General features: G+C 41.0%; 13 protein-coding genes. 2 read left to right on the forward strand and 11 right to left on the reverse strand.

The genetic code is table 11. The features are described 5' to 3' along the window. Nucleotides 1-199: 199 nt before the first annotated feature. The 6 genes from BP549_RS12160 to BP549_RS12185 form a co-directional block, all read right to left on the reverse strand. Nucleotides 200-679 carry a cobalamin B12-binding domain-containing protein gene (locus tag BP549_RS12160; RefSeq protein ID WP_292380956.1) on the reverse strand — a complete coding sequence of 160 codons (480 nt, stop codon included), beginning with the start codon at nt 677-679 and terminating at the stop codon, nt 200-202. A gap of 27 nt (nt 680-706) precedes the next feature. Then, the gene (locus BP549_RS12165) at nt 707-2620 is read right to left on the reverse strand and encodes a right-handed parallel beta-helix repeat-containing protein (protein WP_292380959.1); all 1914 of its coding nucleotides are present in this window, start codon (nt 2618-2620) and stop codon (nt 707-709) included. Nucleotides 2621-3077: 457 nt separating this feature from the next. After that, nucleotides 3078-8300: a cobaltochelatase subunit CobN gene (locus BP549_RS12170; RefSeq protein ID WP_292380960.1), complete on the reverse strand. Its 5223-nt coding sequence runs from the start codon at nt 8298-8300 to the stop codon at nt 3078-3080. A 140-nt stretch (nt 8301-8440) separates the two neighbouring features. Then, nucleotides 8441-8878, reverse strand: a complete 438-nt coding sequence (locus tag BP549_RS12175; protein ID WP_292380963.1) for a DUF2149 domain-containing protein — start codon at nt 8876-8878, stop codon at nt 8441-8443. Nucleotides 8879-8918: 40 nt separating this feature from the next. Beyond that, a complete protein-coding gene (locus BP549_RS12180; RefSeq protein ID WP_292380966.1) occupies nt 8919-9542 on the reverse strand; it encodes a MotA/TolQ/ExbB proton channel family protein in 624 nt (207 codons plus the stop codon). Further along, the gene (locus tag BP549_RS12185) at nt 9539-10231 is read right to left on the reverse strand and encodes a DUF2162 domain-containing protein (protein WP_292380969.1); all 693 of its coding nucleotides are present in this window, start codon (nt 10229-10231) and stop codon (nt 9539-9541) included. Before BP549_RS12185 ends, BP549_RS12180 begins: the two co-directional genes overlap by 4 nt. A gap of 483 nt (nt 10232-10714) precedes the next feature. Between BP549_RS12185 and BP549_RS12190 the strand changes: the two genes are divergently transcribed. After that, on the forward strand, nt 10715-11260 hold the full coding sequence (locus tag BP549_RS12190) for an ArsR family transcriptional regulator (protein WP_292380972.1): 546 nt from the start codon (nt 10715-10717) through the stop codon (nt 11258-11260). 178 nt (nt 11261-11438) lie between these two features. Here BP549_RS12190 and BP549_RS12195 read toward each other — a convergent pair whose 3' ends face one another. From BP549_RS12195 to BP549_RS12215, 5 genes are all read right to left on the reverse strand, one after another. Next, nucleotides 11439-12119, reverse strand: coding sequence for a fibrillarin-like rRNA/tRNA 2'-O-methyltransferase (locus tag BP549_RS12195; RefSeq protein WP_292380974.1), 681 nt, complete (start codon nt 12117-12119; stop codon nt 11439-11441). Then, the gene (locus tag BP549_RS12200) at nt 12120-13130 is read right to left on the reverse strand and encodes an NOP5/NOP56 family protein (protein WP_292380979.1); all 1011 of its coding nucleotides are present in this window, start codon (nt 13128-13130) and stop codon (nt 12120-12122) included. Next, on the reverse strand, nt 13127-14095 hold the full coding sequence (locus BP549_RS12205) for a beta-ribofuranosylaminobenzene 5'-phosphate synthase (protein WP_292380982.1): 969 nt from the start codon (nt 14093-14095) through the stop codon (nt 13127-13129). The genes BP549_RS12200 and BP549_RS12205 overlap by 4 nt, the downstream gene beginning before the upstream one ends. A 56-nt stretch (nt 14096-14151) precedes the next feature. Then, a complete protein-coding gene (locus BP549_RS12210) occupies nt 14152-15156 on the reverse strand; it encodes a DUF2953 domain-containing protein (RefSeq protein WP_292380983.1) in 1005 nt (334 codons plus the stop codon). 118 nt (nt 15157-15274) lie between these two features. Beyond that, nucleotides 15275-15763, reverse strand: a complete 489-nt coding sequence (locus tag BP549_RS12215; RefSeq protein WP_292380986.1) for a GerW family sporulation protein — start codon at nt 15761-15763, stop codon at nt 15275-15277. A 452-nt stretch (nt 15764-16215) separates the two neighbouring features. Here BP549_RS12215 and BP549_RS12220 point away from each other — a divergent pair. After that, the coding region (locus BP549_RS12220) for a NosD domain-containing protein (protein ID WP_292380989.1) at nt 16216-17423 on the forward strand (1208 nt) is incomplete at its 3' end.

Below are 17423 nucleotides of genomic sequence, written 5' to 3' on the forward strand. Positions count from 1 at the left end.
TTATATTAATGTCAAATTAAGGTAATAAACCGAATTTACAAAAAATTATGTTCAGAGTCAGATAAAAAGGAAAAATACGGTGATTTAATTACGCTGCATTTCAAATAAAGATTTAAAACAGAAATTTATCTGTGATAGCTTTTGAAACTGGTACTTTCATTGACTTTAATATGATTTATTAGAACATTATTATTACTTTTCAGTAGAGACGATTTGCTTTGGACACCGCGTCTGCAGGGCCTGAAGTATAAATGTCAGCTTCTATCTGGTCAGCCCAGGCCTGAGTTACCAGCGATCCTCCTACACCTGTTATAACTTTATCCCTGATACCAGTAGCTTTGAGCTGCTCTTCAATCTGGATCTGGTGGACCATGGTGGTACTCATGGAGGCTGAACTGAATACAAAATCGGCTTTCTTTTCTTTTGCATTTGCAGCAAAACTTTCAGCCGAAATACCATTTCCAAGATTAATTACTTCAAAACCTTCCTCCTCAAGTGCAGCCGCAATGCTATCCTTCCCAAAAGTGTGAGAATCTCCTTCAACAGTAGCGATTATTACTGTTCCCATACTCTCATTTTCCTGCTCGCAACAAGCTCCTACTGACATCGGGAAGATTAATTGTGAAATAACTATGCCCAGGATTAACAGAGCTAATAAATTCAAATTTTTTCCGTACATATTTTGTCTCTCCTTTCTTCTCCAGGCTTACTCGGTCTTATTGCACTTATTTCCGTCCGTTTTGGTTTTTTCTACCGGCTTCTCGAACACAAGGGGAAGATAGTCATAGTTTGTTTCCGTTACGTCATATGAAAGGTCTGCAATCATATCTCCATCTTCATCCGAAGCAGTCTCTGAAAACCCATCTCCTTTCGGAGAAGCCCAGAAGTTTCCACCCAGGTAAGGTCCTCCAACGATGTTCTCACCTTCTGCTTTCGAGATGTTCCAGGTGTTTTTTCCGTAGTCTTCGACGTTTTTACTGTTATTCAGATAGTTGTTGTAGACGGTGTTGTAATTCGAATTTTCCCCATCTGTCCAGTTCAAGTTAAAAGATATTCCAACATCATTTTCTGAAATTCTATTCCCTGAGATAGTATTGTTGCCACAACCTTCCGTAAATAATCCATAAAAACTGGCTGTGATAGTGTTATTGTTCAAAATATTTTCTTCACTGGTCCCGTAAAGGTAGATTCCTTCATAAGCCCCGGAAAGAGTATTTCCTTCAAGAGTGTTGTTGCAGCTTATATCTCCAAGATCTATAGAGCACCAGCTACTTGAAATAACTGTATTTTCTTTCAGGACATTGTTTTTGCTGGAATCACAGAGCCATATACCCGCCATATTGTTCGAAGCATTGTTATTTTCTACAAGGCAGTTTCTGCAGCTACTTAAAATGAAGGCGTCCCCTTCACTTGAATTGACATCATTATTCCTAAGAGTTGTAAGAGAACAATTTCCAAGGTAAATTCCATGTTCGCTGTTCAAGATATTGTTTTCTTCAAGAAGCGAGTTTTGAGTATTATATAGGAAAATCCCAAAAGTGCTGTTTTCAAGGAATAGGTCTTTGATAGTTATGTTTTCACAGTTAATGCAGTAGACAACTCCTGCATCCGAGTCGGAATCAAGAGTCTGGTTCGAAACCCCTACAAGATAGTATATTGATTTACCATCCACGGTGTTGCTGGTGTCGATTGTGTTATTCATCTCTCCAGTATAGTGGTAGGTATAAGCTCCGAAGTTCCTGCTGTTGCAAGACATTGTGTTATTTTTAAGCACGTTAAAACTTGAGTCGAGATAAATCCCCCACTTGTTTGAATTTGCAATATTTCCTTCCAGAGTGCTTCCATTCGAGTTTCCTAAATATATACCATACATCTCATTTGAGTTTGCGGTGTTGTTTTCGAGCAGGCTTTCTCCAGAGTCGATAAGGTAGATCCCGTAAAAGTTGTTTGATGTTTCCGAGTCAAGAATACGACAGCTGGAAGAGTTTTCCATGTAGATGCCAATTGCTCCTTTAAAAGCGCAATTATTTTGAAGGGTATTGTTTTCGGACGCATTCAAATAGAAACCGTAATGATGGTTAGAATCTGCTTTGTTGTCTTTTATTGAGTTTTGTCCTGAACTTTCAAGCCAGATTCCATTGTCACTGTTAGATAAGCAGTTGTTTTCCAGAGAGTTCTGATGTGAATCTCTCAGTACAATACTTCTCCAGTTTCCAGAAAAATGGTTGTTGCTGATATTGTTTTCTGAAACTCCGTCCAGATAAATTCCATATGCTGAAGCTGCTCCTTTCAAAGTAAATCCACTGATATTTACGGAATCAGAAACCACATGGAACACAGGATGCTCAGGGTCCAGAGCAGTGATAACGGTTTTATTAGGGTATGGGTTCTTGGCGATTATATCCAGCGATTTATTTACAAGTACATTTTCACTATATCTTCCTTCCTTGACAAGGATAACATCCCCTTCAGAAGCGGCATTTATGGCTTCCTGCAGGTTTCCATATTCACCTGTACCTCCTCCTTCCTTTACATAAAGAGTAGCTGCGGATGCGGAGTTTGAGATCAGGATAAACAGTACAAAAACGACAGTTAATACGAGTATTCTCTTCCATTTCAAGTTATCATCTCCCAATAGATAAATCCAAGTTTAGTTTTCGCTTATGAGTTCTAGAAGGAAGCTGGGAGAAACTTTCTACTCGGCGCGTGTGAGGTTTGCAAACTCCAAGAGTAAACAATAAAAGTCTATTCGCCGAGCAATTTCTCACAGTCTGCACCCAGCTAATCCCAAAAGATGATCTTTAATGGACTAATTGGAGTATTTAAAAAAATTAGAATATTATTATTTATATCTGATTATTTGGGTAACAAACGTTATCCCACCATATAAGTTCCTACTATTGCCAAAGTTGCACTGGCACACCCTTAAGCCCTACATGAAAAAATTGAAGAAAAGGATGAAGAAGCAAAGGATTAAACATGAACAAAAAATTAATACATTAAGTTGATAGATCAAAAATAAAGTCCTTTTTTCAGATGAAATTTGAAAAGGGGCTTAACCCCTTTTCGAATCTAATTTACATCCTCTTTTTCCTGAATCCCAGATATATTCCGCCAACTGCTGCTACCACGAAGAGAACTCCGAAAATATCAGCACCAGAAAAAGACATACCTCCGCTTTCTTCTTCCTTTACAGGACTTTCTTTCTGCATCTCATAGCCTTCAACATAATCGGAATCAGAAGTTTGAGAAGTCTGCCTGGCTTCAGGAGCAGGTTCTGGAGAATCAGTACCATACCCTGCATCGGAATTCGGAACTGTCTGATTATTAGCCGATTCTCCGGCACTTGAAGTCTGGTTGCTGGGTGTACTATCTCTTGAAACTACAGTAGCTTTTCCAGTATCATGATCATGATGACTGCTGCTACTGCTGCTGCTCTCACCGAATTGCTGCTGGGAAGATTCAGTTGCTTCCTTCATCAATTTCTTATATTCGTCTGCAGTTGCCTGATCAACAACACCTGGAACGGACATTACACCCTGGACATATTCATCAAGAAGGGCATTTCCACAGGTGTGGTGACAGCAAGTGACCCCACTTTCGACCACAGATTCCGCATATTCTTTAACCAGATTCTGGATGACCTCGTCAGAAGCATCCCAATAGCCTTTTCTTGAGGTTTCAAGCATCCTTCCGGTCATGGACTGGTATTGGTATGGGTTTTCCTTGAAGTATTCGTCCAGACCAAGATTATACTTGTCATTTACATAGACATCATTTATCTGGTTCCAGTCTGAATCAGTGACAAGTTCAGGTGTAGTCGCATCCCAGCCCCACATATATTCAGTGAATTTCATCATCTCTCTGGCACCTTCGTAGTCGAACTCCATCATACCTGAGATCCACTTTGAATTAAGGTACCTTGACCGCAGCTCTGTCCTGAAAGCTTCATTCAGCGTGACTATTTCCGAGTTATCCACACTTGTCAGGTCAGATATATACATATCAGGAGTTTCTCCTGTCAGCGACCTCACAGCGAGTGAAAGTCCTCCGAAGTAGGAATAGTAATCATCATTGTCTATGAGTCCATAGAGGTTTGATGTATCACTATGCATAGATGTATCTACACTTTCCAGATTCTTTTTAAATACATCTTCGTAATTGGTACCCCAATCGTCCAGACCATAAATGTTAGACATTCTGGAAATGAATAGATCTGCAACTTTAGATTCATTATCCCACGTGTTACTTGCCTCTACAGCCTCAGTCACTCCAGTCCCATAAGTACCCGGAGCTTCACTAAAGATTCTGGACATCGAGATGTTATGTGCCGTACTCTCATTATATCCGCTTTCCAGCATTGAATCTTCAATATTCAGGGAATTCCACCTTACATAGTTTGTCTCATTTGTTTCATTGAGCTCCGCAACCATGCGTACTGCCGTGTCCATCAATTCAATCTGATACGGGAAAGTGTCACGGTAGAGTCCTGAAGGCACAAGCAACACGTCAATTCTCGGATGTGTCATATTTTCCTGAGGGATCACACTAAATCCGGTTATCCTTCCACTAGATCTTTCCAGTTTCACACCCATGAGAGCATATATTTCTGCTTCCATGAGCCCTTCATGACGCATGGTTTCAACAGACCAGAGGGTAAAGGCTACTTTATTTGGATATGTACCATTTTCTGCATAATACCCATCAAGCCAGTTATCTATGAGAACAGTTCCCATTTCTTCGGTTTCTTCATCAGGAATCGTTCTCTGGTCAAAACTGTAGAAGTTTTTCCCTGTAGGCAATGCTCCGGGATTGCGGATAGGATCATTTCCTGTGCCCGGTTCTATGTACTCCGCATCGAGTGCACTGAGTGTCTGATTAATTTCACGGGTTGTCTGGTTAAGATTTTCAGCATACTCAAGTGCCAGATTAAGATCAGATGTTATATTTTCATCTGTTTCGCCAAGAATGTCAAGCTGCGCAGTTGATACGTTTGTCCCATTGAGCAAAGTAGTATTCAAAAGTAAAAAGGCAGTTGAATCTGACTCATTTTCCCAGTAGCCCACACTTCCGTTACCATTGGAAATCAAACTGTAAATGTGGTCAGTGAAATCGTTTCCAAGCATGGACTTCACCATAGACACCAGTTTTTCTCCTTCAGGGGCTACACCAAAGATATGGAGTCCGTAAGGCATTAGTGTGGATTCCAGATCACCCAAATAATCAAGCAGTACGGTGTCAAGGAAATCCTCAAATTCATCGTCAGTCATCACGTTCAATTCATCAGTTGAGATATTGAGATCATTCACAAGGCTTAGATTGCCATACATTTCTATCGTGCTGTTGCGATAGAGTGACATCATTGAAGTATCATTATTACTTGCAGCCTTCTGATAGCTCTCGATCTTATCTCCCATTGCAGCAAGATCTCCATAAAGACCTGATTCAACTATTGGGGGCGTCAAGTGGTCGATAATGACTGCATCTCCCCTGCGCTTAGCCTGTGTGCCTTCTCCAACATTGTCCATGATATAGGGGTAGATCACAGGTGTTTCGTCCACCATAATAGACGGATAGTCATATTTCCACAGCCCGACTTCCCTTCCAGGCAGCCATTCCTGCGTACCGTGGGTACCGAAATGGATCATGGCATCCGCATTGTATACATTATTTATCCAGAAATACGTTGCAAGGTACTGGTGCGTTGGAGGTATCGAGGAATTATGATATATGAGGGACTCATCAGAGAGCCCTGCCCTTGTTGGCTGGGGTACGAAGTTGATATTCCCGAATTGTATAGTTGGAATTACAAAATACTTCCCACTCTCGTTCGCATAGATCATAACGTTTCCTGGGGCTTCTCCCCATGTTCCTTCAACCTCGGTGCGGACGCTTTCAGGCAGAGTACTGTACCATTCAAGGTATTCAGCTTCAGGCAAGAGGGTTACAAGTCCGGATTCAACAACTTTTTCAAGTTCTCCGGGTGCCCATGTCCCAACATTCCTGCTTTCAATGAACAGGTCTATGAATTCACTGCCGTTTGGAGTGGTACTGTTTCCGGTATCATACCCTGCTGACTTCAGATCTTCCAGAAGCAGAGTAAAGCTTGAACCGATATCAAGATAACTGGCCCCAATGTTATTCTTGCCTCCGTCATGGTTATAGTACAGGATAGTCACTTTTTTATCTGTATTCTCCTTTCTTCCGAGCTCTGCCCAAGAAATAGCTCTGTCACAGATCCATTCAACCTGAGAATCCAGAGGCTCATAATAATACTGTCCAGTAGCCTCGTCCTGGACTCTTCCGGCCACCCATATATAGTCTGTAAGTCCGTCGATTTCAGGCTGAGTAACCTGATAGGCAATTGAGCTGGAACTCAACCCGGATACGCTTTCATTATATTCATCAGGAGTCTGGTAGTAATCTTCTATTCCTTTTATTACAGGGACATTATATCTTTCGAGATACTCTATCCCTTTTTCCTGGTCATCATAGTTGAGATAGAAACCTTTCAATGAAATGATAGAATCAACAAGCACTGTCCCATTACTGGTGAAATAATCCACATCATCCGTGCATACTTTGTAGGAAGTATAAATTACATTACATCCTCTGGACTCAAGTTCCCTGATTATGGCGTTTCCTGTATTGAATTCAAGAGAACTATTGCCAAATTTGTTTCCGATTATTCCTATTGTAGGAGCAGATTGATTATATCCATGACCAGCATACCACTCAAGATATTCTGTACTGTTCTCAAAGATTCTCGGAAATGCATCCGGGTGGTAAATTCCGTCCTCGGAGACTTCCGGTTCCTCTGCAGGAGCATACTCGATATATACGCCTTCAAGAGTTGCCCCTATACAACGAATCCAGTTCTCCATGTTCTTATAGCCATCATTGTAGAGATAATTCGTCATTGCACTGTAAGGGGCTTCCGACATGTTTATGGTTGCAACGCCATATGGATCTGTCAGCATGCCGAACATTCCTATCTGTGCACCGTTTCCCTTTGCTACAAGAAGTTCATCCTTGATTTGAGGAAACTCATTTGCTCCGACCATGTACAGTATGACTACATCATTGTCAGAAACATTCAGTGTGGTGTTTACAGCTTCGAGCCCTGTCATAACATTAACATCGAAGAGGTCAGTGATGATTTTCCTTTCGGCAAGTATCTGCTTGAGGTAAGAAACACCGGAGTCTGAATTGATAATGTATGTGATCTTGGTCTTTGGCTGTAACATTATAGGCTCAGTAATCGTTTCTCCTTCCCAAACACCTGAGAACTTCTGCCCCATTAATTTAAGCATGCTCTCCATGTTCGTTTCGCCACCCTGCACCCAGTATCTTTCGATGTCAGTGTAGTTATCAGAATACAGGTCAACATTAGGGAAGGTAATGTTGGATGAAAGGTTGTAACCTATGACCTTGGAGCCCTTTGCTTCGGCAGAAGCTATGTCTGTTTTCCAGCCTTCTACTACGGATTCGGCCTGCGACTCGATAAAGATCATCGAATATTTAGAGAAATCAAAACCTTCCGGAACTGCCTCGTTCTTTGTAAAAATAGTGATATTCAATTCCGATGAAATACCGGGATTTGATGCAGCATTTCTAAGGGCAGGCTCATTGACCTCCGAGCCAAGAATAAAAAGAAGTTCGTTGCCCAGGTTTACATTTGTGCTGTTAGAATCAATGATGAGATCAGTAGTATTCTCCAGAGAAGACTCATTACCTGAGCTTTCATTAGTGTTATTTGAATCCGCACTGATCTCCGAAAGATCTCCATATTCTGTTGCAAGGTATGTCAATAGATTTTCTGCATTCTTGAGACCATCTCCTTCAGTACTCATATTGTTGTAGTAATTGCAAACGGAGTCATCAATAGAACCAGTTGAATTATAAGCAAAATATGAAGGTGTATCTGAGGAGCGAATAGCCAGAAATGCAGTTCCATTGCTGAAAGCTGCTTTGAAGCTTTCATTCATTGGTGTATATACAGGTTCCCAGAGCATATCACAAAGAACTACGTCTTGAGTCTCGAAGAATCCACTCTCACCTGCAGCAAGCAACTCATCGCTTGCAGCATAGGTGCTGGCATTAAATGCAGAGATCCAGGTGTACTTTATAGACTCGCTATATTGATTTGTCTGGCTGGCAAGCTCCAGTGCATCACTTTGTGAAAGCGAGACATAGGTTATATTTACCTCGTTGTCTTCTGCCGATACGGGTGCTGAAAATATTAAAAACAATAACAGCACATAAAATATTTTTTTCTCAGTTTTGTATTTCTGTTTCATAGATACAGCTCGCTAAATATCGCCATCGGTTTCTCCAAATAGAAGAAAGAATAGCGAGGGGATTTTTGGGAATTTTAGAGTCGAACTAAATATAAATTTAAGTAAAAACAACTAAACTTGTGTAAGTTGTCGAAAAAAAATTAATTTGAAGTAGATTTAACTGGAATTGTTTTAGTTGAAGCGGATGTAGCTGAAGCGGATGTAGTCGAAGAGGAGGACGTATTGCTCTCAGCATCCTCAGGCACGTAGATCACCCTGCCGTCGCCGAGCCTGTAAGCAGTTCCAAGAGCCTCACCAGTTCCCCCTCCGATATTTTCGGTCATGTTCATGACTTCAATGGGTTTCCCCTCTTCTTTGATGATTATCTTCATGTCCTGAGCTCCCGGATTTTTAACAATGGTGAAATCCTCGCTAGAGTTCAGAAGCTCAGGGAGATGATAAGACATAACAAGCGCAACCAGCAGAGCCACAGAGAAGACCATTGCAACATCAAAAACATTGGCAACATTGGCCATGGGGCTTTGCTCATCTTCGTCTTTTAAAAGCCCTGTACGCCTGTACCTTCTGGATTTTGGCATGATTTCTTCCTCGTTATTAATACATTAAGAGGTACTAACCTCAGCTCTTTTCCTCAATTGTGTCCAGAATATAATCAATGTCGGACATATCTTCCCAGTACCAGCGCCGTCTGACCTGAGTAAGAACGTAGCCTATTCCGGCCGCAAAAAGCCCTACAACAGTCGTTGCAAATGCAATCATCAAGTTCTGTGCAAGGGTTTCGAGATCTCCTGCAGAAAGCCCTATAAGAGCAGGGCCTAATGGAATCAGGGTTCCCATGAGCCCAAGCATAGGGCCAACTGTTGAAGTTATTTTTGTATGCTCAAGGCACTTTGCCATTTTGATCTCGTATTCCTGCGAAAGCCTCTCAATTGCAGGGAAATGTCGTTCTTTCAGATATCTTGCAGCGTCTCTTGCAAAGGAAGTGACCATGTAGTTTTGTTTTATGTTTTCGAGAGCTTTTGACGCTTCCGAAAAATCTGAATTCTGAAGGTCATGCTCAATTTTCTTACAATTAGTTTCCAGATTATTCCAATCCCTGTGCCTTTTTGTATATTCGGAAAGGAATTCTCCTAATTGAATTAAAGAAAGAAAAACAAGAAGAGTGAGAAGAGACATTACAGGGACTAGCAAAGCTGTTGAGAAAACATTCATCATGTCGGATAACAAATTCATCAGGCTCACAGGTCATGCCTCCTTATACGTTCCAGGAAAAAACCTGCAAGGACGATGACCCCAAAAGCCATAAGAGGCACAATTCCTGTATCTCCTCCCCCAGTTGAAACAAGGTTCATCTTTTTTGTTTGCACATATGCCGGGATTAGCAGAGCCCCTAAAAGATAATAAATTCCTATCAGCATCATAGCACTCCCCATAGTTTCAGGAGTTTTTCCAAGCCGGACCTTCCCAAACCTGAAAAGAAATGAAGAAGCTACCACTGCTATAAAAAAAGCAATCCCAACAAGGAGTCCTACTTTTATTCCGGAAAGATTAAGACTTTCTGAAAGCAGCAGGCAGGATGCTGCAAGGGCTGCCAAACAGACCGGGCAGGGTATGGATATAGCGAGAAAAGTGTGCCTGGATACATCTTTTCCTGAATTCCACATTTTCTGGGTGTAAATCCCGGTCCCTATGAGAAGCAGGGAGACAAGTACATGGATTCCCATGCCCATTGAAGAAAACTTCCCAAAAACTTCCAGGCTTATGTGGTCAGCAACGCTTCCGAATAAAAGGGCCAGAAGAAAATAACTACCTCCAATTGCAAAAATTTCTCTTGTACTTATGTTTGAGAATCCACATCCTATTCCAGATTTAATTCCAAAGATAAGGATACCTATCAAAATCCCGATAACAGTTAATGCCGCAGAGTCCATAATACCTTCTGAGCATTTATAGTAGAATTAAATAAAAACTGGTTTTTGGGTAATATTTGTTATCTTTTGGGGTAATAAGGGCAATTGAGTGCGTTTTTTAGAATAGGAGTTTAACTTCTTCTTACTTTCTACCATAGAAGGAGAATATAATTAAAAAAGTTAAAAACAGACTACAGAATAAATTCAGACAGTTTGATAGTTAATAAGATAGCAAGGTCGTTAATATTATAATACAGTTTCCCTTTTTAAAACGGCATCAATTGGCTCTGATAACAAATTAAAATTAAAATTTAATAAATATTATGTAAAAATTCATTCTGCTTACCGGGTAATGCTGTAGAAAAAACGGAAAGAAAAACCCATAATTAAAGTAAATTTGTTAAAATTAGAAATAAAAAAAGCAATGAAAAGATCTGATGGCTTACTTTACTTGTTCTAATAAAAACAATAATTATAAGTATTTGAGATAAAATAGAGCTCATCATGGTAGTAAACGTTATGCAGGATTCTGGAATGAACGGAGGCAGAGAAAACCTTTTCAAAGCGATTTCAAGTGACACACGTCTCTCAATTCTTGAACACCTGAGTGAAGGAGATAAGCATATCTCCGGCCTGGCAAGAGAAATTGGGATCTCCGTGCCTGTGGCTGCTAAACATGTGAAAATATTAGAAAAAGCCGAACTTATAGAAAGAAAAAAGATCGGAAATACTCATATGATAGGCATAAAACTGAACAATGTCTATTCTTTTCTGGACCACTTTGCAGAAAACAGGAGGCTTGAGGTTGAACAGGGTACGACTCTGCTTGAAGCCCTGAAAAGCGTAGCTGCTGTGGAAGTTAAGAAAATGGGGAACAAAGTCAAGGTCGTCTCTACGGATGGGGAAGAGGGATTTTACATATATGAAGTGGATGGCAAATTCTCGGATAAGACTGTAGACGAATATGAATTTTACGAAGATGCTGTAGTAGAGTGGAAAAAGCTAGTGCCCGTAACGAAAAAAAGATTGCTGGTAAATATCAGGAGATAAAAAGCCCACAATGCTGAACCCCTTTAGAAGCTCATATTTGTTCATGGAGTCTGCAAAATATTTACTTATGAAATCTTAAAAATGTCTATTCATGGAGCCTTTAAAAGATTTGAAGAACTTGCTGAAAAAATGAAACTTTATCCCTGAAAAAACAGAAAATTCCTGAAAAGTGGATATGTCACCTCAACTTCGCCAGAACTCCAAGATGGTCTTCATGATAGGGCTTGAGATCCTTTGCATTAAGGATCTCAAATCTGGGTTCAAAAGCCTGTTCGAGTTTCCTTATCTCTTCCTTAAAAACTTCTTTGGGATTTGCTGCAGTATCTATACTCCGTGCTTTAATGGAAAGCAGGAGGTATCCATCCTTTTTTAAAAAGCGGACCGCATTCCTTGCAGCTATCTCGGCCTGGTTGGGCTGTGCAACATCCTGGAAAATAACATCTATAGGCTCAACGAGATGAGAGTAACTGTCCGGTTTTCCAGCATCAGCCAGAATCGGGTGGATATTTTTTCGCCTTGATGCGAGTCCTATAAGATCTCTCATGCTTCTTGGAGCAAACTCAACGGCATAAACCTCCCCTTCCGAAACGATGTCGGAAACATGGCTGACCGTTGTGCCTGAAGCCGCCCCGAGGTAAAGCACCTTCGAATCTTCCTTAAGTGGGATATTGAATTTTTTCAGGACCATTGCTCCGAGCTTGCTCCTGCGAGGGTCCCAGGTTCGGTATTCAATTCCTTCAACCGGAATCAGCTTTTCTCCATAAACGGTCTTTCCAGGTTCCAGGTTCTTAGTAGCAAGCTGTTTTTTGTCTTTTACAACTTCAAAAATCCCATCTGAAAGCTTTTTGACTTCAGGCATTTATTTTCTCCTCTTTTTCTTTGGCTTTGCCCCGCTTTCCTGCCTTTTTTGAGGAGGCCTGGGGTTTGAAGTCCTGATCTGCAAGAACTTTGCTTCAAGTTTTTCCGTCAGAGAGAGATCTTTTTCCCCGGAATAAAAATCAATACGTGCAGCAAGGGAAAGCTTTGATGCAACGGCTCTTGCCACCTTTCCTCTTACCCACCAGGGCGCGGTATTTATAAGAGGGTGGCTGTAGATGATCCCGTGCTTTGGAGATGGAGCCCGAGACCTGAGATGCTTGAAAAGAGCCTTACTGGCTCCTATAACCTGAACAGTGCTAGAGGGAAATTCCGCAAGTTTTCCGAGGCTTCCTGCGAGACTTATCAACCTTGCCCCGAGCATTGGGCCTGCAATAAGTTTCAGGTTGGGTGCAATCAGTTCCATACTGTTCTCAATATAAGCCTCTATCTGCCGCCTCCGTTCATAGAGGCTGCACACGCTTTCTGCGAAACCTTTCAGGAGTGCTTCGTCTGCAGATTCAAGTTTTGCACCCATAGAGTTTCTGGCTTTTGAATAAAGCGGGGCTTCAGGACCGACATTTTCACGGGAACCGTATTTTACGATGAAGAGTGCAAGGTCTTCTCCACCTAATCCACTTTCCGGAAAATAGCCTCCATACCATTCAGAAAGCCTTTCCGACAGGGCGTTTGTCGTTTCATTGATATCGTCCAGGGCTTCGACAGCCTGAATAATTCGCTGATCAGGAGTGAGGGCGCCTGAAACCTGAAGTTTTGCAGCCTCCAGCGTAACTTCATGCAAAAGGAAGTAATATTCGGCAGGGGACTCTGCAAATCCGCAGTCGAAAGCTGCAGCTTTTAGGTCAAAGCCTTCTGGAGGAAGATCCGACCTGCTGTCCCTTAGAGAAAGAGAATGCAGAGCAAGCTCCCTGATGTCTTTTGAAAGAAGTCTGGCTTCCTGAATTTCTCCTGCTCTGCCCGTTTCAATAGTTCCAAACCAGGTATCGATTTTCAATCCGGTCCTCCAGTGATGTCTGCGCCTCGATTCATTCCCTTTGTGAGCAGGGCTTTCCCTCCAAGGGACTCGTCAAGCATGCGCTGGGTTTCTTGCTGGAGCCTTTTGCCTTCCTTGACACTTCCGACAATTCCGTAAACTACCGGTCCGAAAGAACTGATGCCTGAACCACTCGCGCCATTATCCCGCATGTAATTCATGATATCCAGAACAGGCTGTGACTGAAGTTCTACTTCCCTTTTCTTAAAACCTACAGTCTGGAGGTGGTTAATTGCCTTGCCAAAACTTTCCAGGTCTTCCTCGACAAGTGCAGGAAGCATCTGCATGAGGATTACGTGAGAAATTTCCTGAACTTCGGCAAGTGGAACTGGACAATACTTCTTGAAAATATCCACTTCTTCCGCATCGTGAGCTCCTTTTCCATTGGGAATTACAAGGACAATAGGCCAATCAGGAAAGTTTCTTCTGAAAAGTACAGGTCCGGGAGGCACATGGCTCGCCGAAGACGGAGAAAATGCACCTTTATCCTTGAACTTATGTCCTCCGTCCAGAATAAAGCCACCTTTTTCAAAAGCAGCAACTCCGATCCCGGATGTGCCACCCCTGCCGACTGCAAATGCAAGTTCCCTTATGCTTTTCCCAAGTCCATAAATCCTGTTTACGGCTACTGCTGCCGACAGTGCAGCCTGAGTCCCGGAACCGAGCCCTACATGATCAGGAAGACTATGTTTAATTTGCAGTTTTATTCCTTTTCCTGCCGGAAGAAGAGCCTGTGCAGCTCTTTGCATTCTGCCTGCTAGAAGAGGATCACCACCGAAAACTTCGATAGTATCAGCTTCAGTAGCAGAAATTTCCAGGCAGGGAGATTCCAAGGTGATTCCTGCTCCCCCGTCGACCCTGCCTAGCTCTGCATTCATATCTATCAGGGTAAGATGGAGTCTGGATGGAGTCACTACTTTAATCATATCTATCTGTACCTCATTACTTATTCATAAAACTTAGGAATTAAACTTCCGTTAGCTCAGGAATTAAACTTCCGTTTCCCCCAGAGTTTTTCCTTAATAATTGAATAAGTAAAAGATAAAGTTTTCCTGTCAAACATGAATTTGAGCATCGGAAAAATCAGAGAATATATCCTTACACTAACCTCCATGTTCCCCCTGAAATCCATCATCGGATTTATGAATACAGGATTAATGGAAAAACTGCACTTCCTGCACCGGCTGTAGGCCAGCCCAGCAATGGCATGTATAAATCCGCAGAGCATGCCCGTCTCTGCCGGATCGGAAAGGCCAAATGTCACGCAAGATTCCAGACGTTTAATTTTTATCCCATTCAGTAAATCGGAAAATAGCCTGAATAAAGGTTTTCTGAGAGCTTTGTATGCCTCTAGGCCCCAGTGAAATATTTCCTGGGTAGTCATTCCTGTTTCAGGAGTTTCTTCAGTTTCAGGCTCCTTTTTTCCTCTTATCTTCGAAATTATGTTCTGTTTTTCGTCTTCCTTATTTATTTTTGGTTTTTTTCCTTCATCTTCATCTATCTTTTTCCTTCTTTCTTCACTCTCACCTACTTTTATTCCTTTTTCTTTATTCTCATCCTCTTCTATTCCTTTTTCTCTACTCTCACCTACTTTTATTCTTTTTTCGTTGCCTTCACCCACTTCTATGCTTTTCTCTTCGGCCTTTTTTTCTTCAATCTCCCTTTTTCTCTTTACTTCAGCCTTACTCTGTGTCTCTGAAGTAACCTGTACCTTTTCAGGTTCTTCCAGACCGATCGCACTTTGCTCTTCTTTTATTGTTTTGTCTTTTTCCGATTTCTTCGGTTCTTCAGGAAGGCTTTCACTTTCTCCGAGTTCTTCAATGGAAAAGGTATGGGAAAAGAGCAGCCATTTTACAGTGAATATGCCTCTAAGTTCTTTCTTTTCTTCTAGGATTAGAACCTTAAGCTTGAAGGTGAGGCCTATTGCTGTAAAAAGTATGAATAAAATTAGCAGAAAAGCCAGCAGAAAAAGAGTGATTACAAGCATATTAACAGGTTCGGGAGAAAAGGATAGTCCTAACTATCCTGAAAACCCAGACTTTTTAATGCCGTCCCCTGGAAAACCCCTTAAAAAGGTTTAAATTCCAGAAAGTTCGGTGGAAACTTTAGTGGAAACATCCCCCTTCTTCGATCTTGATATCGGTTTCTTTTACAGCTTCCGTTTCCGGAGCTTCTTTTTCTTTAATTTCCTGTTCCCTCAATTTCTCTTCGTTCTTGTTCTTACCTACCATGCCTTTGAGCTTGTCCATAATCTCAGGCACAAGATCAGGAATTGAGTTTAAGAGTGATCCGGCATCGCCTCTTTCAGAAAGCCGGAAGATTCTGGCTTCTTCTTCAGAAAGCATAATGAATGCCACAGGCTCTATCTTCGCGCCTGCCCCTCCGCCTCCTCCATATCCGGATTCGGGATCTTTCTTACTTTCTCCTCCACCTGCTCCGAAACCCATAGTAATTCTTGATATTGGAATAATTGTTTTCCCGGAAGCAGTAATAGGGTCTCCTACTATGGCTTTGGTAGTTGCAATTTTCTCAAGTTCGCCTGCAATTTCTTTAATAGTGGCTTCTACACCCATCTTTTCCGTCCCCTTTTTCATATTTTTTGTCTATAATGATGATAAACGTTTTCTATTATTTTTTATTTTTAACCTAATTTAATCAAGTTCTAGCTAGATTAAACTTGGGTTTGATAATATTTGAGTAATCCTGCATTCACTAATGTAATGAACATATAACTTCAGGAAAATTATTTATTATTATTGTTTTTAAGAGCTATTTTCCTTTGCCTGCAAATAAAAAAGATATATAATACAGTATTTTTATATATTATAGTATTTTTATGCGTGTGTTTGTATATTTAGAATAGTTTCAACATATTTATATCACATTATTTTAATTCTAGTAAACAGAAGGAATTTACCTTCCGAATTATATAAAAGGTAACTAATTCTTTTAATAAGAGGCTTCTTTCGCGTTATTGCACTCATACTGGGCATTCAGTGTAAATGTTTGCTTAGTTAAACTAAAAATTTTGTTCAGAACTTTTTTAATGGACGGAGGAATTGGAATAAAAAAATTAACCAATTTATTAGTAGCTATTTTCATATTAGCATTAATATCGAGTGTTGGAACCGCGGCTGAGATTATTGTTCAGCCAGGAGGTTCGATCCAAAAAGCTGTGGATAATTCGAAGCCAGGTGATGTAATAACTTTAAAACCTGGAACTTATACCGAAAATATCAATGTAAACATAAACAGTCTTACAATCAGATCAGCATCCGGAAATCCTGACAACACAATAATCAAAGCTAAAAATTCAGGAGCCAATGTGTTCCTCCTGCAGGGAAGCAATATAAAAGTGACCGGGTTCAAGATTACGGGAGCAACCCGATCAGGCTATGCAGGAATATGTTTGTCTTCATGCAGTAACTGCATAATAGAGAACAACAAAATTTTGAGCAATTGCTATGGAGTCTATGTCCTGCGTTCCAAAGGGAGCAAGATCTCAAAAAATACGGCTATAAATAATAAAGAATATGGGATTGTGCTTGGGGGTGCCACAGACAATACCCTCTCAGGAAACAAGGCCTCTGATAATTACCGTGGGCTTCATGTTGGCAACTCTGATGGCAACACACTCACAGGAAATACCGTTCAAAACAATAATGTTTATGGGCTTTCCGTCTGCCCCAGAAGTGACACTAATCGAATCTATAATAATTACCTTAGCGATAAAAGCGTAAGTATTAGAAATGGGATAGGAAATTCTTATTACACTAAAAAAACCGCAGGCACTAATATTGTAGGCGGCCCTTATATCGGAGGTAACTTCTGGGGAAAACCTGATGGCACAGGATTTTCTAACACCGCAGTAGATAACAATGGAGACGGAATTTCCGATTCTGTATATAAAAACATAGGAGGAAGTATCTATTCTGACAACCTGCCTCTAGTTATGTTTAAATCAGGGAAAACAAAACCAATTGCCAGTTTCACTAGTGATGTCACATCAGGAAAAGCACCATTAAACATTGCATTTAAAGATACCAGCACAGGAATGCCAACTGCATGGAAATGGAATTTTGGAGATGGGACATCATCAACCCTACAGAATCCAACACACAAGTATTCTAAAACAGGAAAATACACAGTAACACTTACAGTAACTAACTCTGCAGGTAGCAATACAGCAACAAAATCAAATTACATAACAGTAACAGCAACTTCCCAAGCTCCGGTTGCTGAGTTTTCGGCTTC

It is taken from the genome of Methanosarcina sp. UBA289 (assembly GCA_002496565.1).
Lineage (GTDB): Archaea > Halobacteriota > Methanosarcinia > Methanosarcinales > Methanosarcinaceae > Methanosarcina.

Bases quoted from the DNA above. Each gene is read 5' to 3' on its own strand.
- BP549_RS12160 (WP_292380956.1), bottom strand. From the start codon at position 679: ATGTACGGAAAAAATTTGAATTTATTAGCTCTGTTAATCCTGGGCATA.
- BP549_RS12170 (WP_292380960.1), bottom strand. From the start codon at position 8,300: ATGAAACAGAAATACAAAACTGAGAAAAAAATATTTTATGTGCTGTTA.
- BP549_RS12175 (WP_292380963.1), bottom strand. From the start codon at position 8,878: ATGCCAAAATCCAGAAGGTACAGGCGTACAGGGCTTTTAAAAGACGAA.
- BP549_RS12185 (WP_292380969.1), bottom strand. From the start codon at position 10,231: ATGGACTCTGCGGCATTAACTGTTATCGGGATTTTGATAGGTATCCTT.
- BP549_RS12190 (WP_292380972.1), top strand. From the start codon at position 10,715: ATGGTAGTAAACGTTATGCAGGATTCTGGAATGAACGGAGGCAGAGAA.
- BP549_RS12195 (WP_292380974.1), bottom strand. From the start codon at position 12,119: ATGCCTGAAGTCAAAAAGCTTTCAGATGGGATTTTTGAAGTTGTAAAA.
- BP549_RS12205 (WP_292380982.1), bottom strand. From the start codon at position 14,095: ATGATTAAAGTAGTGACTCCATCCAGACTCCATCTTACCCTGATAGAT.
- BP549_RS12210 (WP_292380983.1), bottom strand. From the start codon at position 15,156: ATGCTTGTAATCACTCTTTTTCTGCTGGCTTTTCTGCTAATTTTATTC.
- BP549_RS12215 (WP_292380986.1), bottom strand. From the start codon at position 15,763: ATGAAAAAGGGGACGGAAAAGATGGGTGTAGAAGCCACTATTAAAGAA.